The sequence below is a fragment of the Bacillus sp. 22446 genome (assembly GCF_052044955.1).
GTDB lineage: Bacteria > Bacillota > Bacilli > Bacillales > Bacillaceae > Bacillus > Bacillus altitudinis.
On sequence record NZ_JBQEOD010000006.1, the window covers coordinates 72366 to 99126 of the forward strand.

The window sequence follows — 26761 nt, forward strand, 5'->3', positions numbered from 1 at the left end:
CCCTATGTTCAGACCGTCTTTTGAGGCTGATAGGTTTCAATGATTTGTATGGCGTCGACAATTTGCTCTTTCGTATAGTCTCCAATCAAACAAAAGGTTTCATCTTTACGTGCAGCATGGTTTGCCACTGTATGTGCTGCTTCTTCTAGCTGAGCTGTGATGCCAAGATCACGCATCGTTCTAGGTAATCCGAGTGTTTGATAGAGCTCAAGTAATTCTTCTACTTCCGTCATACGGTTTTCTGCGGCAAGCTGGACGAGAATGCCATAGGCCACTTTTTGTCCATGTAACACATGATGTGTTTCATCAATAAATGTTAATCCATTATGAACGGCATGGGCTCCTGCCATTCTGCCATAACGTCCTCCATAACCGCCGACTGTTCCGGCTAACGTAATGATCGTATCTGTTACATCTGCAAAGGCTTGAGAAAGCTGGCCTGTTTTTAAACTGCTAACGGCTTCTTCACTATGAGTCAGAAGAATGTCACGAACGTACACTGCCTGCTTTAATGCAGCATGTACCATGAGCGGCAAGGTGCTTTTTGTGTTACGAATAATGGCTTCCGCTTCATACCATTTTGCCAGTGTATCCCCAATTCCGCTTTGGAGGTAGGAAAGAGGAGATGAAATCAAAAAAGTATGATCAATTAACGTGAGATAGCTGGACCGCTTATGATAGTCGACCCTCATAAAATTTCCCTTGTCATCATAAATGACGCTGAGCGGTGTAGAAGCCGCACATGTCCCGGGAATCGTCGGCACCATGATCACTTCAATTTGGAGAGCGTCGGCAACAGACTTCGCTGTATCTAAAATCGTGCCGCCACCGATCCCTATGATCACGTCTGAACTCTTGAGTTCTTCCGCAATTCGTGTGATCGCATTTGGTGAACTGTAACCTTTATGCTGAACAACAGGCCACTCGGATGGAAACTTTGTGTACTGTGAAAAGGCTTGATATGAGTCATATCCTGTCACTATAGCTGGTGACTGAAAGGGAGTAACAAGTGACTCGATTTCATGATAAATCCCCTTTTGAGAAATAAACTGGTTAGGACCGCTTCTGACGATCTCTTCTGGTTGGATCATTGACTTATGCTCCTTTACGAAATCATATAGTTCTTAAATCATCTCATTTTACAGAAAGTTCTGTCAAATAATTGGACAATATGAGACCATAGACCCTTCCGTTTTATGGAATTGAACTACTGACATTGCCTTAAGGTATGTATTTCCTGTATGATATAAAATGGTATGTTTTGATTAAATTTAAGAGGTGTTTATATATATGGAAAAACAATATCGTGTATTACTTTACTATCAATATGTCCCCATTGAGGATCCAGAAACGTTTACAGCAGAGCATCTAGCATTCTGTAAGGAACTTGGTTTGTTAGGTCGTATTCTTGTTTCATCTGAAGGCATAAACGGAACCGTTTCTGGTACCATTGAGCAGACGGACAAGTACATGCAAGCATTGAAAGAAGATCCACGCTTTGCGTCCATGCCAATTAAAATTGACGAAGCAGATGGTCATGCGTTTAAGAAAATGCACGTCCGCCACCGAAATGAATTGGTGAATTTAAGTCTTGAAGATGATGTGAATCCGCTAGAATTAACGGGGAAACATCTCAGCCCAGTTGAATTTTACGAGCAAATGCAATCACCTGATACGGTCGTGATTGATGCACGTAATGATTATGAGTTTGATGTCGGTCACTTCAGAGGTGCTGTGCGCCCTGACATTGAGACATTCCGTGAATTACCTGAGTGGATCCGTGACAACAAAGAGATTCTTGAAGGGAAAAAAATTCTGACGTATTGCACAGGCGGTGTACGCTGTGAGAAATTCTCAGGATGGTTAAAGCGTGAAGGCTTTGAAGATGTATCCCAGCTTGACGGTGGAATTGTCACGTACGGAAAAGACCCAGAAGTTCAAGGAAAGCTATGGGACGGTCAATGTTATGTGTTTGATAACCGCCTAACGGTTCCAGTCAATCAAACAGAGCACGTCGTAGTAGGAAAAGATTTCTTCACTGGCGAACCTTGCGAGCGTTATGTGAACTGTGCGAACCCTGCATGTAACCGCAAAATGATTGCAACAGAAGAAAGCGAGCATAAATATATGCGCAGCTGCAGCCATGAATGCCGCACAAGCGAACGTAACCTTTATGTGAAACAGCACAACTTATCTGAAGAAGAAGTTCAAGAAAGACTAGCTGTCATTGAAAAAGAACAAGCAATCTCACAAGGATAAGAGGGTCTCCCTTTTATCCTTTTTTCTTTGAATGATACGTGTTCAGAGGGAAGAGGAAGTCATTTCCTCTTTCTTTTTTGTTTTGTTTTTTTCAAAATAAGGGTAAAGGTAGTTAATCAGTCTAATAGATTGAACTGTTGAAAAAGCGCTTTCCTTTGAAATAAGCATGTTCGACTATTTCAGAAAATGGAGAATTGAGAGATAATATAACAGGCAAAAAAATGAACAAAGATAAAAGTTCAGATCAGAAAGTATTTGCCAATGGAATGAATGGTGAGCTGCTATAAAAGAAAGGCGCTTGCTCGACACATGCTCTGTATTTTAATCGAAAGGTGTTATGAACATGAATCATTTGCATCGTAGGATGGGAACTTTCGCTTTAATGATGGTAGGTCTTGGCTCAATCATTGGTTCAGGATGGCTCTTTGGTGCGTGGCGGGCTGCTCAAATCGCCGGCCCTGCTGCTATTTTGTCATGGTTGATCGGGATGGTTGTTATTTTATTTATCGCATTGTCTTATAGTGAACTTGGGTCGATGTTTCCAGAGGCAGGCGGAATGGTCAAATATACGCAATATTCACACGGCTCTTTTATTGGATTTATCGCCGCTTGGGCAAACTGGATTGCGATTGTCTCAGTGATTCCTGTTGAGGCAGTGGCCTCCGTTCAATACATGAGCTCATGGCCTTGGGAGTGGGCAAAGTGGACAAGCCATTTGGTCACAAAAGGGGTTTTGACGACTGAGGGGCTCATGGTGGCAAGTGTGCTGCTGGTGATTTATTTTCTGCTCAATTATTGGACAGTTGGGTTGTTTTCAAAGGCGAATACATTCATTACGGTTTTTAAAATCGTCATTCCAGGATTAACAATTGGTGCGCTCTTATTCGTAGGTTTTCATAGTGAGAATTTTACTTCTGGAACAAGTATTGCGCCGAACGGCTGGGCGAGTGTGCTGACAGCTGTCGCAACATCAGGGATTGTGTTTGCTTTTAATGGCTTCCAAAGCCCGATTAATATGGCAGGAGAAGCGAAAAATCCAGGGCGTTCGATTCCAATCGCCATTGTTGGATCGATTTTGATTGCAACGGTCATTTATGTGCTGCTGCAAATCGCTTTTATTGGGGCTGTCGATCCATCAATGATTGTGAATGGCTGGGGGCATTTGAATTTCAACTCGCCATTTGCTGACCTTGCCATTGCGCTAGGAATCAACTGGCTTGTCCTTATTTTATATGCAGATGCGTTCGTTTCTCCTTCTGGAACAGGGATTACGTATACGGCGACGACGTCTCGTATGATTTATGGGATGGAAAAAAACAAGTACATGCCGAGTGTACTTGGTCGTCTGCACCCAATTTATGGTGTGCCTCGTCCAGCGATGTTTTTTAACTTAGGCGTATCGTTTATCTTTCTGTTTTTGTTTAGAGGATGGGGGGTTCTCGCTGAAATTATCTCTGTGGCGACCTTGATTTCCTATTTGACAGGACCTGTGACAGTAATGACGCTGAGAAAGACGGGCACAGATTTATATCGTCCACTGCGAATTAAAGGACTCAGTATCATTGCCCCGCTCGGTTTTGTCTTTGCATCATTGACACTGTACTGGGCGAGATGGCCGCTGACGGGTCAGGTGCTGTTCATTATTCTTATCGGTCTGCCAATCTATTTTTACTATCAAGCAAAAGCGAAGTGGAAGGGCTTTGGCCGTCACTTTAAAGCAGGTGCTTGGATGGTTGTGTATTTGCTTGTGATGATGACGATTTCTTGTCTCGGCAGTGATAAATTTGGCGGGTATAACGTCATTCATTATGGCTGGGATATGGCGCTCATTGCAGTTGTGGCGTTGTTATTTTATATGTGGGCACTCAAAAGTGGATTTGAAACAGAGTTTTTAGAAGATGCGAAAAAAATTAATGATGAACTGCGTGCTTCTCAGAAAGAAGCCGCCTCATCTAAGGAATAACGGAAGGGCTGCCTGAATACTGCGGGCAGCCTTTTTATTTGGATAGATGATGCATGACATGCTGCTTTAGCCAAGTGGTAACGCCGTGTAGAACGGTGGCTGTTACAAGACAGATAAGCGCATATCTCCATAGCTGATCTAAGCCTTGTCCACTAAGCCAAAAAACAATACCTAGAATAAAGAGAGTCAGAATGAACATGAATAAAAAAGATGCTGACCAGAAAAAAGCCTTCATCGAAGGTCACCTCCTCGGGGTATTGGTATTGTATGCAGGCCGAGGGAGGATCAGACCAGCAAGAAAGAAGTGAAAATATCGTTAAATCTATTTCAAAAGTCAGATAAAAACGCCAAGTGATTTGACAGTTGTGTTAAGATGAGAGCATATTTTGAGTGTAGATGGCTGGTTATAGACGGAGGTGTTTGGAGATGCAGATTCAAAAGGTTCTAAACAATAATGTCATTAGTGTGATAGATGAACAAGGAAAAGAAATCGTCGTCATGGGCAGAGGCATCGCTTTTCAAAGACGTCCCGGCGACCCGGTGGACGAGGCGTTAATTGATAAAGTGTTCCGCCTAGAAGATCATTCCGTACATGAGCGGATGAAAATGCTGCTTCAAGAGGTTCCATATGATGTCGTCAAGGTGACCGAGGAAATGATCCAATACGCACATACAAAGCTGAACCGAAGATTAAACGAAAGTCTGCATGTATCGCTGGCAGACCATATTCATTACGCCATTGAACGATTAAAGAAAAACCACTTGATTGAGAATTCGCTGATTTGGGAGATTAAACGTTTATACAAAGATGAGTTTCTCGTGGCGAAGGAATGCCTTGAGATGATTGAAGATCGTCTTCATATTGAACTGCCTGAAGATGAAGCGGGCTTTATTGCCATGCATATCATTAATGCAGAGCTCAATGAAGACATGAATACAACGGTCAATATCACAAAAGAAGTGAATGCCATACTGACCATTGTGAAATATCACTTGAACATGGAATTTGATGAAGACTCGCTCAACTTTTATCGTTTTCTCACACATTTACGCTTTTTCGTACAGCGTCTCATCAACGAAACGTTACTCGTCAGTGAAGATCAAGATTTATATCAGCTGATTAAAGTGAAATATCCGAAGGCGTACGAATGCGCAAAGAAAATCGCGGAATATGTGTATCAAACATATCATCGCGATCTAACATCAGAGGAGATGCTCTATCTATCGATTCATTTGAATCGACTCATCAAACGAGAAAAATAAAGATAGAATTTTAAAAGAAAGCGTTGACATCATAAAAAGTGAGTGGTACTATTTGCTCATAAACATAAAAGAATACGGTTTCACAATGATCGTCTTAGAGGATTGTGACTGTTCGGCAGGCAAAACCTAAACGTTCACTGAAAAAGCGCAATAGCAAGTTGCGACTATTTTTGGTGCCCGTTTAGGTTTTTATTTTGCCTAAAAACGTATTTTTTTGAAAAAAAGGGGGTTTTTGTATGAGTCATCGTCAATTAGCAGAAGACATTATCAAACATATCGGGACAGAGAAAAATGTTCATTCATTGGTTCACTGTGCCACAAGACTTCGCTTCACATTAAATGACAGATCAAAAGCAGATAAAGCGGCCATTGAAAAATTAAATGGTGTGGTGACTGTCATGGAAAGCGGCGGCCAGTTTCAGGTGGTCATTGGCAACACCGTACCAGAGGTATATCGAGAGATTGGAGAGTTTACGAATCTATTAGAGGATTCCACTTCTTCATCTGCTAGATCAAGTGAAGAAAGTACAAGTCTTTTTGGAAAATTCGTCGACATTGTTTCTGGAATTTTCACACCGCTTCTAGGTGTCATGGCGGGTGCCGGTATTTTAAAAGGACTTCTAGGCATCTGTATCAATGCAAAATGGTTATCTCCTGAAGATACGTCGTATCAAATTTTATTTGCCGCATCAGACAGCTTGTTCTACTTCCTGCCGCTGCTGCTCGCATTCACTTCTGCTAGGAAGTTTAAAGCGAATCCATTTGTCGCTGTGACGATTGCAGGTGCACTGATCTACCCGACTATTCAAGAGCTCACAAAAGGCGGCGGAGATGTGTCGTTCTTCGGCATTCCGGTTGTCTTAATGTCTTATACATCAACGGTTATCCCGATTATTTTGGCAGTGTTTGTGATGGGATATATCGAACGTTTCTTTAACAAAGTCATTCATGAAAGTGTGAAAAACTTTATTACACCACTGATTTTACTGGTCACGGTCGTTCCACTGACACTGATCGTATTTGGACCATTTGGTGTGTATGCAGGGAACGGAATTGCAGCCGTCCTGCTGAAAGTATTCTCCTTTAGCCCTACACTTGCCGGTGCTTTAATTGCGATGGCATGGCAGGTTCTTGTCATCTTCGGTATCCATTGGGGGCTTGTGCCAGTCATTTTAAATAATATTGCGGTTCATGGAAAAGATCATATTAAGCCGGCCACTGCGCCAGCTGTATTTTCACAAGCCGGTGCTTCCATCGGTGTTATGCTGAAAACAAAGAACAAAAAGCTGAAATCATTAGCTGGATCGACAGCGGTTTCTGCTGTATTTGGAATTACAGAACCTGCTGTATACGGCGTCACACTTCGTTTGAAAAAACCATTTATTGCAGCGGTTATCTCTGCCGGTGTCGGTGGTGCCATTATCGGTTATTCACAAAGTATTGCGATCGCGTCAGGTCTTCCGAGTTTACTGACACTTCCGATCTTCTATGGTCAAGGATTTACAGGATTCTTAATCGGAATTTCCGTTTCATTTGTCCTTTCAATCGTCTTAACCTATTTGATTGGATTCAAAGATCCTGTGGATGAAGAAGATGCTCCTGCAGCTAGTTCTGCACCAGCATCTGAAAATGAACATGGTGTCAAAGCAGCTCATGTGAAAAGTCCTTTATTTGGCAAAGTCATCAAGCTAGAAGAGGTGCAAGATAAAGCCTTCTCATCTGGCGCATTAGGTAAGGGTGCAGCCATTATTCCATCAGAAGGTAAGCTGTTTGCACCAGTAACTGGGGTCGTGACAACGGTATTCCCAACAGGACATGCATACGGTCTCACCTCTGAAAGCGGAGCAGAAGTACTCATTCATATTGGACTGGATACTGTACAACTTGGGGGCCGTCATTTTACGCCGAAGGTTGAGCAGGGTCAAACCATTACAGAAGGTGAACTGCTTGCGGAGTTTGATATTGAGGCCATTCAAGCAGCAGGTCTTTCTGTCACAACACCTGTGATTATTACCAATTCCGGTGAATTTAGCGATATCATTGAGACAGAAGAAAAACAAGTGACACCAGGACAATCATTTTTACACTTAGTTTAAGAAAGGGAGGACATAATCATGAGATATTCAACACTAGCACCATTTCCAAAAGACTTTTTCTGGGGCGGATCGACTTCCGCCTATCAAGTAGAAGGTGCGTGGAACGAGGATGGCAAGGGACCTTCAGTCATTGATATGAGAGAAAGCTATCCTGAAGGAACAACTGATTTTAAGGTAGCCAGCGATCACTATCATCGATATAAAGAGGACGTGAAGATGTTTGCAGAAATGGGCTTGAAGGCTTATCGTTTCTCCATTGCATGGACACGTATCATTCCAGATGGAGATGGGGAGATCAATCAAAAGGGAATTGACTTCTACCATTCTCTCATTGATGAATTGCGCCGCTATGACATTGAACCAATTGTGACGATGTATCACTTTGATTTACCTCATGCGCTTCAAGTGAAAGGCGGCTGGTCAAATCGTTCGACAGTCGATGCGTTTGAACGTTATGCGGAGGTTTTGTTCCAGGAGTATGGCGAGAAGGTAAAATATTGGCTGACGATTAATGAACAAAACATGATGATTTTACATGGATCAGCTCTAGGTACACTGGATCCAAATTTAGAAAATCCGAAAAAAGAACTATATCAGCAGAACCACCATATGCTTGTGGCACAGGCGAAAGCCATGACGCTTTGTCATCGTTTGCTGCCTGAGGCAAAAATCGGACCAGCGCCAAACATCGCCCTTATTTACCCGGCATCTCCAAAACCTGAGGATGTCATTGCTGCGGCTAATTACAATGCGATCCGCAACTGGCTATATCTTGATATGGCGGTATTCGGTCGTTATAACAACCTTGCATGGGCATACATGAAGGAAAAAGACATTCTTCCTGTGATTGAAGAGGGAGATATGGATATTTTGAAAAGTGCAAAACCAGACTTCATTGCCTTTAACTACTACACATCTCAAACGGTTGAAGCGAGTAAAGGAGATGGCAATGATGAATTTGCCCGCGGCGGAGATCAGCATTTAAAATCTGGTGAAGATGGCGTCTACAAAGGCGGCAACAACCCGTTCTTAAGTAAAAATGCATTTGGCTGGGAGATTGACCCTACCGGTTTCCGATCAACGATGCGTGAGATTTACGACCGCTATCAGCTACCTCTGATTATTACGGAAAACGGACTAGGCGCTTTTGATAAGTTAGAAGCGGATGGATCGATTCAGGATGATTATCGAATTGATTATTTAGAAAAACATATTGAACAAATCAAATGGGCGATCACTGACGGTGTTGAGGTATTCGGGTACTGCCCGTGGTCAGCCATCGACTTAATCAGTACACACCAAGGCTGCTCAAAACGCTACGGTTTTATCTACATCAACCGTGATGAATTTGACCTGAAAGACCTGAAGAGAATTCGGAAAAAGAGCTCTTATTGGTATGAAACATTAATCGAGCAAAATGGAGAGAACATCGGGAAGTAACAATATCACACTAAAAAACCCCTAATTTTTAGGGGTTTTTTTCTCTTCATGACTTGTAACTATATCAACTGGATGTATCAAGTTTTCATCATCATTATCCTCATCAGTGTAAGGCATAATAAGAGAATCCAACTCTTCTTTATCATCAACTAAAGCAACGTAAGTTGTATAATCCTCTAAATCTGATGGAAACAATTCAGCTTGACCAACATTACTTTTCAATGCTTGGTCAATAGCACTCTTTAATTCTATTAAACCCTCACGATTACCAATAATATAAGAATCCATATGCCAACTTTTTTGAGCATATATATGACAAATCTTATCCCTATCTTTCATTATCTCATTACACCTTTCCTGAAGAATTTAATTGATTATGTACCAACACGCCAACCAGATAAAGCATCAAAACGTCTCTTTGGCTACTTTATCCTCATCTTCTTCAATCCTGATCAGATATGCTTCAATACGCTATTTCCAAAACTGCCACCAAAATTTTTCCTTCCTTTTCCTCCTGCTCCGTTGCCGCAATTAATTTTTTAGTTTCTTTATCTCTTTCAAGAAGACTGCTTTGTATGTATTCTTGCTGTTATTTTAACTTACTGGAGTTTATAAATCACATCGTACTCTCTACTATCATTATACCCCGAATTTAATCTCATTTATAGACTGTTTTCCGCCCGCATCAGCCCGTATACTGTTATACGCAAGTCAAAAACGATAAGGGATGTGGCTGTATGAATGACAAGAAAGATGTTTTAGATCCTGGGCCGTTTTTTCATGGGACGAAAGCGGAATTGAAGATTGGGGACCTGCTTGAACCGTTGCATTTATCCAATTATCAGGATAAACAATCGAACCACATCTATTTTACTGGAACATTAAACGCAGCCAAATGGGGAGCTGAATTAGCCCGGTCTGATGCAAAAGAGAGAATTTATGTTGTAGAACCGACAGGCGAGTTTGAAGACGATCCGAATTTGACTGACAAAAAATTTCCCGGTAACCCGACCCGTTCCTATCGATCGAAATCCCCTTTGAAAATTGTCACAGAATTAGGTGCTTGGGAAAGACATTCCGATGAAGAAATCAACCATATGCTGACGTCGTTGAAAAAGTTAAGGGAAGAAGGAAAAAATGTCATATATGATTGATTCGTATGTGAGGAATAGATGAATAAAAGGCCGCCCGATTTCACTTGGGCGGCCTTTTGTGCTATTGAAACAGGACATGCATTAGCTCATCAAATGTCCTTGCATGTGTCAAGGAGTGAAGGCGGTCAGGACTGTCTAATAAATCGACAGCTTGTTCAAAAAATTGATTCATGCAGGCAGCGTCATCTTTCTGAATGGCTAACAAGAAAATCAGAGATACTTGATCGCCCTGCCAATCAATTGGCTGTTTCAATCGTGCAATTGCCACGCAGGAGGTGCCTTCATTTGTGATGAGCGGGTGAGGCATCGCAATCCCCTTGCCAAGATAGGTCGATGACATTTGCTCCCGCTCCAGCACAGAGGAACGAAAAGAAGATGAAACAAGCTGATGCGCCTCCAGCCGGCTGCAAAGCGTATCTAATACCTCTTCTTTGCTTGAAAGGTTCACATCCAACAAGGTCAATCGTTCTTGGAAAAAAGCCATCAGCTCCTGCGAAGGGGAACCATGTCCGTTTAACAGGTGAATGACCTCACTCACACGCTGGACATCATGGTGTTCAAAAAAAGCATTCACTTGAATGATTGGTTTCCCCTTTGGTGCGAGAGGTACGGTTGTAATAATCACATCACATGGCAAAGTCGTGCTAAAAGCGTAATCCTGATAAGAATAAAGCTCAACAATCTCAAGCTCATGCTGAAAGGCCGCCTTCAATTTAATTTCAAGCAGCCGTGCCGTTCCTAGTCCAGACCCGCATACAATAATGGCCCTCTTTTTTTGTGAGGTGTCAAGATGACTTCTTTCAAATGAAGCAGCAATATGTAAGGCAACATATGCCGCCTCATCTTCATTTGGCGTCCGCACCAGCTGTAAGGCATTGAGTCCGCTGACGGCCAAATCAAACGGATAAGGGTAAGATGTTTTGATCTCATGCAAAAGCGGATTTTGTAAAGACACGCCGTATTGAATTCGATTTAATAATGGCTTCATATGCAGCATCAAATCTTGACGCAGGATATCGTCATCTACAAAACGATGACCGCTTGTTTTTTCAATGTGCTGGAGAAATCGTGTCACTGCCTGACGTACTTCTTCGGTCGTTTGGTGTTCATCGATTTCTTTCCACGTTTGATTCGCCAAGAGATGCATCACCAAGTAATCTGTTTCATCCTCTGATAAGGTGACATGAAACGTGTCGCTTATTTGATGAGTGATCTTTTGAGCGATTCTTGTTAACACAGGCGGTCTTTGTGTGTGAGTGGTACTGGCGGGTATCCGTTGTTTTTTTTGCGTTTGTTGAATGGCAATCGCTAAGTGAATCACTAAATTCTTTAGGGCAATATCTTTAATGAGCAGTGATTCTTGATATAGATTTGTCAGCACAATGGATCGAATGGTTTCAAGTGAAATGTCAGGGAAATGAAGCTGTTCCCGCTCAGTTATATGAGATAGGGCGGGTTCTTCTTCAAGCAGTAAGTCTGCGTAGCACGTCCTTTTTTGCAATTCGTCTCCGTCTACTTTTAAGCCAAATCCAGGCTTTGAGACAAGGGTCATACCGTAACGGGCTAACAGCTCCCGTCCTTTTTTTAAATCACTGCTGACCGTCATACGGCTGATGAACAATTCTTCTGCTAATTGATCAATTTTTAAGTAGTCTGATTGAAGCAATAATTTTCTCATCATAAATCGTATGCGCTCTTCTGGCATGACGGGTACGAGAGAGCGGGCAGGAAGCTTTTGCTGATGCAGCCAAAGCAGGAAAGCGTCTTGGTCACTTGTTAAGAGCGTATACCCTTTCCCACGGATGGTCTTGATCATGGCTCCAGCTTGTGTTAACAGCTCGTTTGCTTCTTTGATTAAATTGCGGATGGAGCGGTCAGATAAGCGAAAAGAGGCAGTGAGCTCCTCCAGCTTCACGAACCCTTTCGTTTCAAATAGCCGCTGAATGAGCTGGTAGGTTCGAGTATCTGCCGTCATCATCATTGCGCCGCTCCTTGTTCCTTTAAGGCATCAGCTCCAAGGGCGATGGCTCCCATTAAACCAGATAATCCGTCAAAGGAAGGCTTTGTGACGATTTCATTTAATGGCTTTGGTAATTGTAAGTAACCATGAAGGCGCTTGTCTGTTTCTTCAAGGATGAGCGGCAGCAAGGCCGGCTGTTTCATGACACCTCCACCAAAAATAATGCGTTCTGGTGACAGGGTGAGTAATAAATTTGCGGTCATTTGCCCGAGATAATAAGCTTGAAGTGACCAGGCAGGGTGTTCCTCTGGCAGCATTTGTGCCAATGTATGATAGCGGCCTTCTATGGCAGGTCCCGATGCTAGTCCCTCTAAACAATCATGGTGGATCGGACAGCAGCCCCCATAGGTGTCATGAGGGTGGCGCTGAACGGTGATATGTCCCATTTCTGGATGAAGCAGTCCGTGAATGAGGCGGTTTTCAATATAGGCACCGCCGCCGATTCCCGTCCCAACCGTGATATAGATCAAGGAATTTGGTCTGTCTGTTTCTGTTGAAAAACGAGCTTCACCGAGCGCCGCACAGTTCACATCTGTATCAAGCTTCATAGGGAGACCGAGTGCATGTTTTAAGGTTGAGAGTAATGGAAATTGGCGCCAAGCTGTTTTGGGTGTTTCGAGAATCGTTCCATAGCTGCGGCTGTGTTCTTTTACATCGACAGGTCCGAATGCGCCTATGCCAATCGCATCGACTGGATGCTCTGTAAAGTATTCGATCACTTGCCGGCATGTTTCTTCTGGGTTCCCTGTTGCAAAGGAAGTCATATGTTCAATCGTTCCGTCTGTTGTTCCGTAGCCGCAGACAAATTTTGTACCGCCTGCTTCGATGCCTCCAATTCGCATGATCAATGCCCTCCATTAAAGAGAGGCGGAATCCAAATGGATCCCGCCCCTACATGTTCATTTTTTCTTTACAATGTAGGTTTGTACCTGACAAGGTGTGAGCGGTTCAATGTGTAATGATCCATGTTGTGCTTTCAGTATATGTCCTTCAGGTGTTTCGCCTAAATTCGCTGTTTCTCCATGTTGTAGAGATGAACTATTGATTGAAGCGGCTGTTTGACGTGTTAAATATGGATTGAAGAGACGAAGGACAATGCCTGTTCCATGCTCTTCTTTTTTCAAAGCGCTTAGAACGGCCCCGTCTGTTTCAATGTCAAGCAGGCTATAAGTAGATTGTAAGTCTTCTTTTTCATCTCGGAAAGAGAAAATTAAACGACCGTTTAAAAAGTCTGCCCGCTCGTAGCACTGAACCGGGGTGGTGTAACGTTTAGCAAGTTGAGCCAAGTGTCCTTCACTCACCGCTTCTTGGCTATAGTGCATGCCAAAGGAGAATGATAGCGATCCTTGAAGCTGGGCGTCAGGTGTTTCCACGATTTTTTCTCCAGAAGCCCGGCCAGGACGGTAAAGAAGGTTTTCTTTCCCCATTTTTCCGAAACAGCGGAAGAGTGTGTAAGCAATGGTTGTGTAGCCTGCGCCTGTGATTTGGTATTCTCTGACGCAGTCCGTCAAAAGAGAGACACCATATGCTTCATCGCGAAGTGCAACAAATGATTGCATGGGTTCAATGGTAATCGGTTTTTCTTCCCAATGTTCATTGTTCCACCATTCTAGCTCTTGCGTCAGCTCCGTTGGACGTTCGATGGTGCCAAACTGTTGATCGCTGAGTGATACGTTTGACGCAATACCTGTATCAAAGAGCACCCGTAGACGGTGGTCTAGCGCATGGTTGTCCACATTCACATGAAAACGGATGACCGCTTCATCTTTATTTAAAGCCACCTTCGCTGTGATCGGGAGGGAAGTCGTCACCTTTTGCTCCGAACGTTCCTCTAAATCATATGGGACAGTCAATTGAAGCTTGATGGTGAGCTCTTCCTGTAAACTGCTTTTAGATACGGTGATGTCGGCTGATGAGATATCTTTAGATGATACATAAAGATCCTCACGCGGTGGTGAATAGTTATAAGAATCCCCATCATCTCCGTTGTCTTCAAAGATCATTTGCTCAGAGAACGTTCGTCCGGTCTGTTTATCCGTAATTTCTAATGACCCATTGTCATTTGCTGCAATGCGGTAAAACGTATTTTCAATGACACGACCTTCTGTTTTTTCCAAAATGGATTCACTAGATTCATCGAAAATCATGCTGACTTGTGTATAACCAACGGAAGGCAAGTCGACTGCTTCAATGAGTAAAACAGCTTTCCATACTTGCTTTGGCATGTACACCTCTTTGCTTGGGTTAAGTGAAATCTGTTGTGCCAAGACATAATCTGTCACATCGGTTTTGCTTTTGACTGTGTAGTGAAGAGTTCGTCCATCAGCGTCTTTTAGTGTAAATGGACGTTCTGTGATAAAGGTTTCGACTTCAATGACTTCAGAGCGCTTTGAAGGCAGTGTATTAAATAAAGTGAACGTGATTTCTTGCTCAGTTTGCAGCCGGATGGCGATGAGACGCATGTGTAAGTCCACAAGATTCTCGGCGATTTCCTTTGCCTGTTTATAGCGGAAGAAGACATCTTGATTCGTCGTATCACTATTACAGCCGCCAATGCTATCATGCGCTGCATTTTCAAACATGAGGTACCAAATATCACGCACCGTGTCATGCGGATAGTCATGTCCGAGTGAATAGCTGATTGTAAGGATCGGCTCCATCACATTGACAAGATAGTTTTCAATTTGGTTGTTTAAGATTTTCAAATCTGCTCTTGTTGAAAAAATAGACTTATGAATTCGCATATGCTTGGCATGAATGAGCTCTCCTTCTAATGTCTCAAAAGAAGTCCGCTCTTTTTTCACTGCTGCAATGTAGTCTTCTAAACTGCTGATTTGATAGTGGTGCTCGTCTATTTCATTGGCTTTTTCTAATAAGTCAGGCAGGTTTTTACGAATAGGCGCCTGGTCAAAGCCATTTGGGAAATAGACATTCTTTGTCGTGGCTTTTGCTTGCAGCGCCCCGATTTTTTCAGAAAGAAAGGCTTGCAGGTCTTCATCCTTTTCAGGAATATTTCCTCCGTAGTAGTAGCCAAATGGCAGATTCACTGCAAAAACTTCACTGCCATCAGCCCCGCGCCAATTAAATTCTGTGTGATTCGTCATATGATCAGAAACGCCGCGCCAAAAGGCTGTGTCGACAATACCAAAGCCTTGATAAATTTGAGGCATTTGTGCAGATTGACCGAAGGAATCAGGGACATAACCGACCTTCATGACATGTCCAAACTGCTGACAGCGCTCAATCCCATATTGCAGGTTCCGTACAATCGATTCCCCAGAAATCACGAGCTGATCCGTTTGTGTATACCACGGACCGATGATGAGGCGTTTTGCTGTGACGAGCTGTTTGATTCGATCCTCATCCTCTGGGCGCCATTTCAAGTAATCATCTAGCAAGGATGCTTGTGCATCGAGCATGAAGTAATGGAATCGTTCATCTGTTTCGAGGGTGTCCAATATGTCCATTACGCTTTTCATTAAGTAGATACGGGAGCGGGAGGTGGTAAAATACCATTCCCGGTCCCAGTGAGTATGTGGAATCACATGTACATTGACAGTCATTGTGTAACGACACCTTTCTTTGTTCAAATTATCCTTCTAGCACAAGGTCAAAATCATCTTCTTCTTTCTGCTTCTGATCATGTTCTGGCTTTTGGGGTTCTTTTTTCTCAGAGAAGTTCACAAGTAGGTTGGCACCAATTCCAATAACAAGTGCGCCAGTTAGCGCGCCGATTAAATATGCCCACCAGTTTCCTACTGAGAAGAATCCGTAGAGTCCGCCAATTGGCGGCATGATGTCATGGACACCTAATAAGGCAGCAACCCCGCTTCCAGCAGCACAAGCGACGACATTCAGCGGAATCAATTTCAAAGGATTGACGAGTGTAAAGGGAATGGCTCCTTCTGTAATCCCGATAATCCCCATCACAAGACCGCCTCGTCCGGCTTCTCTAAACGTAGGAGAGAAGTTGCGTTTTCGAATCAATGTCGCAAGCCCGTATCCAAGCGGAGGAATGACAATCGCGATATTGACGAGAATGGCAGGAAGATAGACACCTGATAGGAAGAGCGCGTTACCAGCCATCCAAGCTGATTTATTCACTGGGCCGCCAAGATCGAAGCCAATCATTGCGCCTAAAATGAGAGCAAGTGCGAGTGTACTTGTTCCATCTGCCACCATGCCTTTGATCCATTCAATTAATGCGGTGTTCAAAGCCCCTAATGGACCGCCTAGCAGAACGGACATGAGAAGTCCGGTTAAGCCAACAGTAATGAGCGGTAAGATGAGCAGAGGGACGAGTCCAGCTGCGGAGCCTTGAATTTGAATTTTTCTTTTCACAAAGAGAGCGACATATCCGGCAAAGAAACCTGCAATGACGGCGCCGATAAAACCAGCATTTGTTGAGCTGGCAAGAGCTCCGCCGATAAAGCCGGCCGCAAGACCAGATTTATCCGCAATCGAATAGGCAATAAAGCCAGCGAGCAGTACGTTCATTAAGCCAATGCCTGTCCAGCCAACCTGTTCCATCAAATAGGCACCATGTAAAATGCCGCCTGCATCTTTATAGGCGTTTAAATCTGACACACCAAAACCTAACCCGACTAGTTTGGCTAAACCAACGATAAGTGAAGCTCCGATGATCACCGGAAGAATATAAGAAATACCGGTCATGAGGTGGCCTTCAATGACTTTTAATTTTGCTTTCATTCTGCTTTGCTCCTTTCTATATGGCATTGCTCTTGTTTATTGGGATTCAGATTTTTTCTTTTCAACCAGCGCAACGGCTTTTGTGATGATTTGCTCGGCATTTTTTAGGGCGCGTCCGATTTCGACACGAACAGTAGGAATACCTGAGAAGCGTTCAGCGTCGTTAATATGCTGATTGGAGGCGATAATGCAAAGGTCTGCCTGCTTGGCTTCCTCTGCTGTAATGCCATTCACCTGTCCCATAATTCCTTGTTGCTCGATTTTAATCTCGTGTCCAAGCTGTTTACCCGCATTCTCTAATGCTTTTGCTGCCATTGGTGTATGAGCTAACCCTGCTGGGCATGAAGTGACACCGACAATTTTCATTGTGTAATCCCCTCTTTCAATTGTTGTTCAATGACTTCGTAATAATAGTCTGCTGTTTGACCGGGTTGAATCTTTTCGATGAAAGCAGGCTCCATTAAACTTGTGGCAATGCCAGACAGTAATTTGAGGTGTGTGACATTGGCCTCTTCTAGTGGAACGAGCAGTGTAAATAAATAGCTTGTTGGCAAATCGTCGAAGCTTCCCCAATCAATGGGTTGTTCAAGTTCTAAAAAGAGAAGTGAAGCCGTTTGAACAGCAGAGCTTTTTGTATGAGGAATCGCAAAACCTTGCTGAAGTCCTGTTGAGACTTCGTCTTCGCGTTTCAACAAATCTGTTAATAACCCTGACTGATCATCTGTAATGTGAAGGTCTTCAGCTTTCTCTGAAATGTATTGTAAAATCTCATTCTTTGATCGACCGTTTACTTGTGTAAAAACATGATCTTTTTGGAACAAGCTGATCCCTTCTCTCTTGTTTGTTAAGCGCTTACAATTTGATTGTAATGTACTTTTCGATATGGTTAAATAGCATCATTTTCCGTTTGAAATGGCAAAAAGTTTATGAAGCGATTAGACTAGCCATCTGAATATCTCAAATCCTAGCTTAAAACGAGTTTAATTATGTCAAAAATAGATTCTACTAAAAGGGATTCTGTGATATTCTTCCAAGGTATTGTAAAAGATAAGGGGGTCTTTTCATGTTTAAAAAGCAGGTCAAATCCTGTGTGGTTGTACTCATGGCCATCATTCTATGTATGGCTGCATTACCTGGGTACGGAGCATCAGCAGTTAGTAAAGGCACAAGTGTCAATGAAGCCATTGGGTTGAAAGATGGTGAAGTCATCTCAGGTACATTACAGAATGAAAAAGAAGAGTCATGGTACCAAATCACGCCATCTGCAGATGATGTGGCAAAACATACACATATGCAAATTTCTGTCAAAAGCAAACAAGTGTTATCTGTATCGGTCTACCCAAGTAAGGATAGAGCGATAAAGGATGACACTTATTCGAGATATCGTGTGGACACAGCAAGTGGAGAGACAGAAATCAACTTCCCGCATGCATGGTCAGGTCCTTACTATGTCAAAGTGCTGTATTTAGGTTCAGAGGAAGACAGCCGTGATGAGGAAGAGGATGCAGCATATACAATCGGGTATAAAGGTGCGAATCTTCCGCCATCTGAACCGATTTTCCCTGAAGAAGAAGAACCAACGATCATCATTATTGAGAAAAAGCATGGACGTGAAATTCTTCAATCCATTCGTACGATCGAAGACAAACGATTCAATGAAACAGCCGATGGTCAGAAGCTTACACGTCTGCTACAAAAAACAAAGCCGTTTCTCAAATCTAAACTCATCAACAATCAAAAAAAGCAGCAAATGGTGTACAATCATTTGCTGACATTAAAATCATTGCTAAATGACGTAGAGAAAAATGGTGCATTCAGCGGTCATATCGTCACAGAGAAAGAGCAACAGGCGATCCGTTCCCTTTTTGATATGCTCAAAGAGGCAAGTCCAGCCTATTTAAAAAAGGAATTAGAAGCAGTGGGGCAAAAAGTAGGAATCGATCAGCTTGAAGGAAAATCGATCGGTTATGTATTAGAGAAACAAAAGCTTGTTCCAGAAGAAAAGGTCAACACAAACAAAATCATCTTTAAATTAAAGGATGGACAAACGCTTCAATCCGCAAAAAAGAAAATGAAAAGCTACGGAATTCAAGAAAACCGTGTGACATCTCAATCAGTAAATCCTTTATTTAAAGGAATGTATGTTTATGATGTACCGGCAGGGCAAGAATCGGCTGGCAAAACGCTTAAAGCAGGCAAAGCTGTGATCAAAAGCACGGCGAGAAAGCTTTCTAGTATGCCGAATGTTGAATTTGCAGAGCCTGTACAAACGTATCGTGCGCTCAGCAATGACGCGCAGTATGGTTATCAGTGGCCGCTGAAAAACAGTGCGCAGAACAGTGGGAAAAAAGGCGCTGATGTGAAGTTTGAACAAATGAATACATTGATTGGCACAAGCAAAATGAAGCAAACGTTAATCGCTGTTGTGGATACAGGTGTCGACAGCCGTTTGTCCGATTTAAGCGGGACGGTTCGCACAGACTTAGGTGCCAATCTCATTGGCCGTAATAAAGATGCAATTGATGACAATGGCCATGGTACCCATGTGGCAGGTATCATTGCAGCAAAAGCCGATAATCATTACTCCATGGCAGGGCTGAATCAACATACAGGTATCATCCCGGTCAAAGTACTGGATGCGTATGGAAATGGAGATACAGAGCATATTGCTCTTGGCATTAAACATGCAGTGGACAAAGGTGCAAAGGTCATCAACATGAGCCTTGGCGGCTACTACAGCAAGGTCATTGAATATGCGATGAACTATGCTGCACAAAAAAATGTATTAGTGGTAGTGGCGAGCGGAAACGATGGCATTCCAGAAATGGGTTATCCTGCGACTTCCAAGTACGCCATGGCAGTTGGTGCAAGCAATCGCATGGATATTGCCGCTGAATTCTCAAGCTATGGGAAAGGATTAAGCGTGTCTGCACCAGGGTCTGATATTCCAAGCTTAATGCCTGATGGGAATGTTTCATACCTAAGCGGGACATCAATGGCTACACCGTATGTTGCAGCAGCAGCAGGATTACTGCTTTCTAAAAATCCAACCCTGAAACCAAATCAAGTGAGAAATATTTTACAAAATACAGCGGATGATATTTCATTTAAAGCTGTTGATGGAACAGATGACGTTTTCTATGATGAAAATGACGAGCCTGTTGTCGATCCGAAAATTCCGGGTATCGATTGGATGACAGGACATGGCAGACTCAATGCTTTTGCCGCGTTAAGTGCTGTTGAATTAAACGCATCAGTTAACAAAGTAGAAGATCAGCATCAAAAGGTGACAGGAAAGGCGAAAGCCGGCGCTGCCATTTCTGTGTATAGAGGCAAAACCCTGCTTGGAAAAGGCACGGCAAGCAAAAAGGGAACCTTTAGTGTGAAGATCAAGCATCAAAACAAAAATAAAGTGCTTCACATCAAGATATCAAAAGGGAAGGCTGCAACTTCTCTTAAAACGGTCGTGAAAAAGGGCAAAGCGCCAGCTAAGCCAAAGGTGAATCGAGTAACAGTGAAAAGTAAAACGGTCAAAGGAACTGCGGGTGCAGGCTTGACGATCAAGGTGAAGAACAAATCAAAGAAAGTCATTCAAACGGTCAAAACCAATAGCAAAGGCGCATTTACGGCTAAAATCAAGCCGCAAAAAGCCAAAACTGTCTTGTATGTGACGGCTTCAGATGTGAGAAAAAGAGAAAGTAAAGCAGTGAAAGTTGTTGTGAAAAAATAGTCTTGTAGCTTCCCTTTTTTGAATAAAAAGGGAAGTTTTTTGTTTTTACTGGAAAAATGACAATAACTGTCGATAGTAATATAGTAGGAAAAAAAAGGAGGATTTATCGATGAAAAAAATCATGTTTGCTTTCTTTCTATCATTGCTTCTCGTTTTCCCAAGCTTTGCACATGCAGAGGAAACAGGAGCAGTACCAGCATCCGTACAAGTAACAGGCGTCACAGCAGCAGACGGTGGTATGGTCAATTACGGTTCTGGCAGTAAATATCGTGTAGGTTCATATTATCCAGCTACTTTTAAAGGAACATTAAAGGACACAAGTGGTCAACTCATGGCGAATCAGCCAATTCAGCTTTATTTTGAAGCAGCAATCAAATCATATGCTCAAACAGCGACAGGTACAACAGACGAGAATGGACAATTTTCACTAACGATTCAAGTTCCTGCAGGTGCAGGCTACCGTACATACAATAATGCAGGCTGGTCTACACATTACTACGATATCGTTCCAGTGACTTTCACTTCAAACGACATCACGCTATCTTCAAATGTGACAAGTGTGTACCATTTGGCATATACATCACGTTACTAATCTGCTAGAAGAGGCGACTTGGCGCAAGCTCTGTCGTTTTCATAGAAAAAAGGATGTCAGTTAGTGACATCCTTTTTTGGAACAAACAAAAACCCTGGTGCTATACACCAGGGTTTTCTCGTTTTTTCTGAATCCATGTTGTCACGTAATAGGCAGCATAGCAGAGTGCGATAAAAGGGATACCGCAGATGAGAGCGATGCGCTGATTTGGATCAAAAGCAATGCCGATCACAGATGCAAGGCATAGGAGGAAGGCAGCAATCGGAACCACCGGATAGAGCGGGGTTCGGAAAGATAAATCATGAAGCTGTCCGCCATCCTGTAAGAATTTTTTGCGAAACATGAACTGTGAAGCTGCAATTCCCATCCATACAACAACAACGGCGAGTCCAGAGATTGAGACAAGAACCAGATACACCGTTTCAGGTGCGATGACACTCGATAGCAAAGAGAGAATGCCTCCAATCATACTCAAAATGAGTGCATTCAAAGGAATTCCCTTTGATGTCAATTTTGCCAGCTTTTTAGGCAATGTTCGTTCTTCAGAAAGGGACCATAGCATGCGAGATGAGGCGTATAGCCCTGAGTTTGCAGCAGATAAAATCGCTGTCAGAATGACAAAATTCATGAAATCTGCCGCATAAGGAATACCGATGCGGTCAAAGACCACAACGAAAGGACTTTTGATCACCCCGGCTTCTTCTACTGGAATTAAGCCGGCTAAGACCACGATCGTTCCGACGAAAAACAGGACAAGACGTAGCACAGTCGTGCGAATCGCCCGGGGAATGGTCTCATCTGGATTGACGCTTTCACCCGCAGCAATCCCAATCAGCTCAGTACCCGAAAAAGCAAAATTAACAGCCAGCATGGTCATTAAAATCGGTAAAAAGCCGTTTGGGAAGAGACCCCCATCTCCAGTGAAGTTAGAGAAGAACGGAGCGGCCTCACCGCCTTTTAGTGGAATCAATCCAAACATCGCGGCTCCGCCAAGGATAATAAAGAGAATAATAGCCATGACTTTAATGCTAGAAAACCAAAATTCCGATTCTGCAAAAAATTTAACTGTAAAAGCATTGAGTAAAAAGATGAGAAGTGCAAAAACACCGCTCCACATCCAAACCGATGTGTCTGGGAACCAGCGCTGCATTAAAAGACCTGCCGCTGTAAATTCTGAACCAAGTGCCACGGTCCATGTCAGCCAATAAAGCCAAGCCACTGTATAGCCAGTGCCGGGCCCAATGTATTTTGTTGCATATGTGTGAAAAGCGCCTGTAACCGGCATTGCGACAGACAGTTCACCTAAACAGAGCATCACGAGGTACACAATTAATGCCCCAACCAGATAAGCCAAAATCGTTCCCGCAGGTCCGGCCTGATTGATCGTATATCCTGAGCTTAAAAAGAGTCCTGTGCCAATTACGCCGCCTAAAGAAAGCATGAACAGGTGACGGCTGGTCATTTTTCGTTGATATTGTTGTGACTGATCTTTTGCTTGTTCCATGTCTTCCCGCCCTTTTGCTTAGAAGTATGTGTGTTGAGTCATGATGCTACGATGTTGCCTGTTTTAAGATATCGGTAATATCCTCTGGTGTCGTCCGGCAGCAGCCGCCGATGATTTGTGCGCCGTCTTTATACCATTGCTGCGCACATTCACCAAATGTATGGTGAGACGTATCTCCGCTCCAAACCTTTTCTTCAGGATCATATAATTCCCCTGAGTTCGGATAGACGACAATTGGTTTGCTCGTCCCTTTTTTCATCTCCTGAATAAGAGAAGACATATATTGCGGTGGTGTACAGTTTACGCCAACAGCAGCGATCTGCTCATATGGCTCGAGTGCTTGTACACAGTCTCTAAGTAAATCTCCTTCACTAATGTGCTGACCATCCTTTGCACTAAATGTAATCCACGCATATACACCGCTGAACTCATCCTCCAGCAGTTTAGCGATGGCGATTGCTTCAATGAGACAAGGGATGGTTTCACAAGCGAGAATATCTGCACCAGCCTCTACCAATGCTTGAATTCTTGGTCTGTGAAAATCAATGAGCGCCTGTTCTGTGAGTCCGTAATTTCCCTTATATTCTGAACCATCAGACAAATAAGCGCCGAAGGGCCCCACAGATCCAGCGACAAATGGTTTTGCCCGCTCTTTACGTTGTGTCTCATCCTGCCAAAACTGCTCGCACGCTTCTTTTGCTAACGTGACAGATCGTTTCATTAATTCGATGGCTTCTTCTTTTGTATAGCCTTTTTCAGCAAAGCCATCAATTGTCGTTTGGTAGCTGGCTGTTGTTGCACAGTCAGCACCTGCTTGGAAGTAGTCCAAGTGTACTTGCTGAATCAATTCTGGCTGTTCAATGAGGATTTTGGCTGACCATAAACTGTCGTTTAAATCACAGCCCTTTCGTTCAAGCTCCGTTGCAAGTGCACCATCTAAAATCAAAGGTGTGTGAGCCTGTAAACGGCTTTGAATAGGATTCATATAAATCAAACAGCCTCCTTTGTCGATCGGAAATAATGGATATGATATGAGGCAGTAGTTTAAATGACTAAAGTGTTTTTGTCAAGGAGAGGAATAAGCATCATACGACGGAAAAACCTTGAAAACATGCGGGTTTGAGTGCATAAACATACAGTTGAAATAATAGAAAACCAAGTCATTGACAGCCTCTAAAAAGAGATATATATTATGGAAAGGTTCATTTCAGAAAGCTTCATCAAAAGGCGCCGTCTTTTGATTTTTATTTTGTCCAACGACTGTCTTCTTTCGTGCAGAAAGAGGGTTTTTTATATGCTTAAAAAAGGAGGAAAGAAGAAATTGAAAAAATGTGTAAAAGATATTGCAATGATTCTAGTTGGTTCTTTTTTATTTGCTGCAGCTGTGAACATGTTTGTCATTCCACTTGAGTTTGGTGAAGGCGGCGTAACGGGGCTGTCCATCATTTTCTACTATATGTTTGAGATTGCGCCGTGGCTGACAAACCTTGTGTTGAATGCGATTTTATTACTTGTGGGGTATAAATACTTGGACAAGAAGACCACGATCTACACAGTGGTAGCTGTCGCAAGTAACTCTCTATTTTTACATTTGACCACTACATGGGTGGTGAATGTCCATGAATTGATCATTGGTTCTATTTTCGCAGGGATCATCATTGGTATTGGCATTGGTCTTGTTTTAAGAGCGGGCGGTACAACAGCGGGATCTGCCATTCTTGGGCGAATTGCGAATAAGTATCTAGACTGGAACGTGAGCTACGCCATCTTGTTCTTTGATCTGATCGTTGTTTTTGCTTCTTACTTTATTATTGGTGCGGAAAAATTAATGTTTACGATTGTGATGCTGTATGTGGCGACTAAGGTGATGGATTTCGTCATAGAAGGGCTTAACACGAAAAAAGCAGTGACGATTATTTCTTCATGCAAAGATGATATTGCCGAAGAAATCAATCATACCTTGGATCGGGGCGTGACCATTTTAAACGGTCGCGGTCATTATTCGAAGGAATCGAAGGAAATTCTCTATGCAGTCATTCAAAAACAGGAGCTGATGCGTTTAAAGAAAATCATTAAGAAAATTGATCGAGACGCATTCGTTGTTGTCCATGATGTGCGTGATGTGTTTGGAGAAGGATTTGTGAATATATAAAAAGTAAAAAAAAGACACCTCCACTATAAAGTGGGGGTGTCTTTTCATATGTTGAGTGATCTTATGTTTAAGGGACTATTTTTTCAAGGTATCATCTTTCTTCTCATTACTTTTCAGAAAGAAAAAACGTATACACTCAGAAATGGCGGCTCCCACCACAAACAGGATGATGGGTGTAATGGTAAAAGGTTGTTTGAAGATGAACAAATACACGATATAACACAAAGTTAGTGTAATGACTAAAGTGAGATAATTACTCCACATTTTTTTCAAGGTCATCAGCTCCTCGTTTTTTAAGGTCTACCATTATTCGGTATTGGTTGGGTTGAAAAGAACTAGCCACTTTCAGCCGTTCTCATCACTTTAATTCGAGTTGAGTGTTCGTAAAACTTAGTATGAAGTTCATAAGGATAAGCCATTGTGAATGAACTTCTTAATTCCATACAATTCAGCTTATCCCTTTAAAATAAAGAGATTAAATGAGTTGTTTCCTATGATATTCGTTCCTGTGTATGTTTGTTGTCTACAATAGACACACGCTAGATTTATCTTGATCAGGTGAAGCCTTGAAGAAAGAGAAACTTCCTGAATGAAAATTTATAGGGACGTTGAGAGTGAAAAGTTGCAAAAAATACCTCTTGTCACATCATACTATGTATTGTATAGTATAAATGGTTAGGAGTTGTAATCATGAATGCACAATTAAAAAAAGGTTTACTTGAATTCTGTGTACTGGCGGTATTAAAGAAAGGCGATTCCTATGGTTATCAAATGATTAAAGATATGTCCCATTGTATTGAGATTTCAGAATCGACATTATATCCGATATTAAAGCGGTTAGAGCAAAACAATTATGTGGAGACCTATTCACAGGAACATAACAGTCGATTAAGAAAATACTACCGGATGACAACAAGTGGCCGTGAGCATATGGCACAGTTTTTAGCGGAATGGGATCAAGTGATGGCGATTTACGACTTTATTTCTGGAGGACAGGGCAATGAATAAAAAAGAATTTTTAGCTAGCTTAGAGAAGCACCTGCATCGTCTAGGCGAAAAAGAAAGTGATCGGTTCATCGAGTATTACGATGAAATGATCGAGGATTATCAGGAAGATGGCTACAGTGAACAGGAAGCAGTTCATCAAGTCGGTCAGCCTGCCATCATCGCTGAAGGAATTTTGAAGGAACAAGGAATCAAAACCATTCAGGTGCCGACGTTTGGAGAAAAAGCCACAAGGCTCTCCATCCTCATTTTAGGCTTTCCGTTATGGGGCAGCATTCTCGCAACAGTATTCCTGCTGATTCTTTCTGTGTATATGGTGATTTGGTGTGTTCCACTCGTGACAGGTACAATGACGCTAGTTGGTTTGCTCGGTGGTTTTTGGAGTATCATTGGTTCTCCATTTATTTTTCAGGATGGTTTGCATGTGGTGGTGACGCAGATCGGAGTTGGGATTCTTCTATTAGGTGTCGGATTATTAAGCGGCATAGCCACGGCGTATTTAACAAAGCTATTTGTGCAAGTGACTGTTCAAACCACTAAGGCATTCATGGGAATGTTTAAAAAGAAGGTCGTGAGAGTATGAACGTGAATGATTTAAAAAAGCAATGCATCAAATGGGGGATCATCTTCACCGTTGCCGGAGGAATTGTCATGGCAATTGGTTTTGGACTTTCAGGCTTTGACCTAGATGCATATCAAAATAATGACCAGTACAATGTGTTCCGCACGATCAATTGGAGCAAGCCATAAATGAAAGACCCGCTTATGCGGGTCTCAGCGTGTAGACAAACCCTCAAATTCGGTGTCAGTCCTGCGCTTCGGTGCTCACGAATGTCAAATTCGCTCCGCGCCGATGCTCGTCCTTCCTAGACT

General features: G+C 42.7%; 23 protein-coding genes. 12 read left to right on the plus strand and 11 right to left on the minus strand.

The features are described 5' to 3' along the window. Nucleotides 1-8: 8 nt before the first annotated feature. Entirely contained in the window at nt 9-1091 is a 1083-nt protein-coding gene (locus ACTJJD_RS13210) for an iron-containing alcohol dehydrogenase family protein (protein WP_440600266.1), read from the minus strand. Nucleotides 1092-1290: 199 nt separating this feature from the next. Here ACTJJD_RS13210 and trhO point away from each other — a divergent pair, with 199 nt between their 5' ends. Both trhO and ACTJJD_RS13220 read left to right on the plus strand, forming a co-directional pair. Continuing rightward, the gene (gene trhO, locus ACTJJD_RS13215) at nt 1291-2259 is read left to right on the plus strand and encodes an oxygen-dependent tRNA uridine(34) hydroxylase TrhO (RefSeq protein ID WP_007498459.1); all 969 of its coding nucleotides are present in this window, start codon (nt 1291-1293) and stop codon (nt 2257-2259) included. Between the two features lie 343 nt (nt 2260-2602). Beyond that, a complete protein-coding gene (locus ACTJJD_RS13220) occupies nt 2603-4222 on the plus strand; it encodes an APC family permease (RefSeq protein WP_024719047.1) in 1620 nt (539 codons plus the stop codon). 34 nt (nt 4223-4256) lie between these two features. On the opposite strand, the gene ACTJJD_RS13225 is transcribed toward ACTJJD_RS13220, so the two are convergent. Beyond that, entirely contained in the window at nt 4257-4457 is a 201-nt protein-coding gene (locus ACTJJD_RS13225; RefSeq protein ID WP_035390601.1) for a hypothetical protein, read from the minus strand. 191 nt (nt 4458-4648) lie between these two features. Here ACTJJD_RS13225 and licT point away from each other — a divergent pair, with 191 nt between their 5' ends. The 3 genes from licT (at nt 4649) to ACTJJD_RS13240 (ending at nt 9021) form a co-directional block, all read left to right on the plus strand. Continuing rightward, nucleotides 4649-5485 carry a BglG family transcription antiterminator LicT gene (gene licT, locus ACTJJD_RS13230; protein WP_008343858.1) on the plus strand — a complete coding sequence of 279 codons (837 nt, stop codon included), beginning with the start codon at nt 4649-4651 and terminating at the stop codon, nt 5483-5485. A gap of 236 nt (nt 5486-5721) precedes the next feature. Continuing rightward, nucleotides 5722-7581 (plus strand): beta-glucoside-specific PTS transporter subunit IIABC, encoded by a 1860-nt coding sequence (locus ACTJJD_RS13235; protein ID WP_440608517.1) that lies wholly within the window; start codon nt 5722-5724, stop codon nt 7579-7581. A gap of 18 nt (nt 7582-7599) precedes the next feature. After that, nucleotides 7600-9021 carry a glycoside hydrolase family 1 protein gene (locus tag ACTJJD_RS13240; RefSeq protein WP_440608518.1) on the plus strand — a complete coding sequence of 474 codons (1422 nt, stop codon included), beginning with the start codon at nt 7600-7602 and terminating at the stop codon, nt 9019-9021. 21 nt (nt 9022-9042) lie between these two features. On the opposite strand, the gene ACTJJD_RS13245 is transcribed toward ACTJJD_RS13240, so the two are convergent. After that, nucleotides 9043-9360, minus strand: coding sequence for a hypothetical protein (locus ACTJJD_RS13245; protein ID WP_035390595.1), 318 nt, complete (start codon nt 9358-9360; stop codon nt 9043-9045). Nucleotides 9361-9758: 398 nt separating this feature from the next. On the opposite strand from ACTJJD_RS13245, the gene arr reads away from it, so the two are divergent. Continuing rightward, entirely contained in the window at nt 9759-10175 is a 417-nt protein-coding gene (gene arr, locus ACTJJD_RS13250; protein WP_440608519.1) for an NAD(+)--rifampin ADP-ribosyltransferase, read from the plus strand. Nucleotides 10176-10236: 61 nt separating this feature from the next. On the opposite strand, the gene ACTJJD_RS13255 is transcribed toward arr, so the two are convergent. The 6 genes from ACTJJD_RS13255 to ACTJJD_RS13280 are packed head-to-tail and all read right to left on the minus strand — an operon-like array spanning nt 10237 to nt 17726. Further along, nucleotides 10237-12156 carry a BglG family transcription antiterminator gene (locus tag ACTJJD_RS13255; RefSeq protein ID WP_146271321.1) on the minus strand — a complete coding sequence of 640 codons (1920 nt, stop codon included), beginning with the start codon at nt 12154-12156 and terminating at the stop codon, nt 10237-10239. Next, nucleotides 12153-13037, minus strand: a complete 885-nt coding sequence (locus tag ACTJJD_RS13260) for an ROK family protein (RefSeq protein WP_212357356.1) — start codon at nt 13035-13037, stop codon at nt 12153-12155. Before ACTJJD_RS13260 ends, ACTJJD_RS13255 begins: the two co-directional genes overlap by 4 nt. Nucleotides 13038-13094: 57 nt before the next feature. Next, a complete protein-coding gene (gene mngB, locus ACTJJD_RS13265; protein ID WP_440608520.1) occupies nt 13095-15758 on the minus strand; it encodes a mannosylglycerate hydrolase in 2664 nt (887 codons plus the stop codon). 28 nt (nt 15759-15786) lie between these two features. Continuing rightward, nucleotides 15787-16905, minus strand: coding sequence for a PTS fructose transporter subunit IIC (locus ACTJJD_RS13270; RefSeq protein WP_017358746.1), 1119 nt, complete (start codon nt 16903-16905; stop codon nt 15787-15789). A 36-nt stretch (nt 16906-16941) separates the two neighbouring features. Continuing rightward, entirely contained in the window at nt 16942-17271 is a 330-nt protein-coding gene (locus ACTJJD_RS13275; RefSeq protein WP_007498438.1) for a PTS fructose transporter subunit IIB, read from the minus strand. Then, nucleotides 17268-17726: a PTS sugar transporter subunit IIA gene (locus ACTJJD_RS13280; RefSeq protein WP_008342176.1), complete on the minus strand. Its 459-nt coding sequence runs from the start codon at nt 17724-17726 to the stop codon at nt 17268-17270. The genes ACTJJD_RS13275 and ACTJJD_RS13280 overlap by 4 nt, the downstream gene beginning before the upstream one ends. Before the next feature lie 242 nt (nt 17727-17968). On the opposite strand from ACTJJD_RS13280, the gene ACTJJD_RS13285 reads away from it, so the two are divergent. Both ACTJJD_RS13285 and ACTJJD_RS13290 read left to right on the plus strand, forming a co-directional pair. Next, the gene (locus ACTJJD_RS13285; protein WP_440600271.1) at nt 17969-20635 is read left to right on the plus strand and encodes a S8 family serine peptidase; all 2667 of its coding nucleotides are present in this window, start codon (nt 17969-17971) and stop codon (nt 20633-20635) included. A 109-nt stretch (nt 20636-20744) separates the two neighbouring features. Further along, on the plus strand, nt 20745-21227 hold the full coding sequence (locus ACTJJD_RS13290) for a hypothetical protein (RefSeq protein WP_007498435.1): 483 nt from the start codon (nt 20745-20747) through the stop codon (nt 21225-21227). Between the two features lie 100 nt (nt 21228-21327). On the opposite strand, the gene mmuP is transcribed toward ACTJJD_RS13290, so the two are convergent. Together mmuP and mmuM are read right to left on the minus strand one after the other, a co-directional pair. Continuing rightward, a complete protein-coding gene (mmuP, locus tag ACTJJD_RS13295; protein WP_008342173.1) occupies nt 21328-22731 on the minus strand; it encodes an S-methylmethionine permease in 1404 nt (467 codons plus the stop codon). Between the two features lie 46 nt (nt 22732-22777). Next, nucleotides 22778-23716 carry a homocysteine S-methyltransferase gene (gene mmuM / locus ACTJJD_RS13300; protein ID WP_242731467.1) on the minus strand — a complete coding sequence of 313 codons (939 nt, stop codon included), beginning with the start codon at nt 23714-23716 and terminating at the stop codon, nt 22778-22780. A 336-nt stretch (nt 23717-24052) separates the two neighbouring features. Between mmuM and ACTJJD_RS13305 the strand changes: the two genes are divergently transcribed. The 4 genes from ACTJJD_RS13305 to ACTJJD_RS13320 all read left to right on the plus strand — a co-directional run bounded on the left by ACTJJD_RS13305 (nt 24053) and on the right by ACTJJD_RS13320 (nt 26638). Next, a complete protein-coding gene (locus tag ACTJJD_RS13305) occupies nt 24053-24883 on the plus strand; it encodes a YitT family protein (protein WP_025206673.1) in 831 nt (276 codons plus the stop codon). A gap of 690 nt (nt 24884-25573) precedes the next feature. Further along, nucleotides 25574-25891, plus strand: a complete 318-nt coding sequence (locus ACTJJD_RS13310) for a PadR family transcriptional regulator (protein ID WP_440600272.1) — start codon at nt 25574-25576, stop codon at nt 25889-25891. Beyond that, nucleotides 25884-26471, plus strand: coding sequence for a DUF1700 domain-containing protein (locus tag ACTJJD_RS13315; RefSeq protein WP_041091193.1), 588 nt, complete (start codon nt 25884-25886; stop codon nt 26469-26471). Before ACTJJD_RS13310 ends, ACTJJD_RS13315 begins: the two co-directional genes overlap by 8 nt. Continuing rightward, the gene (locus tag ACTJJD_RS13320) at nt 26468-26638 is read left to right on the plus strand and encodes a hypothetical protein (RefSeq protein WP_017360401.1); all 171 of its coding nucleotides are present in this window, start codon (nt 26468-26470) and stop codon (nt 26636-26638) included. Before ACTJJD_RS13315 ends, ACTJJD_RS13320 begins: the two co-directional genes overlap by 4 nt. The last annotated feature ends 123 nt before the right edge of the window (nt 26639-26761 follow it).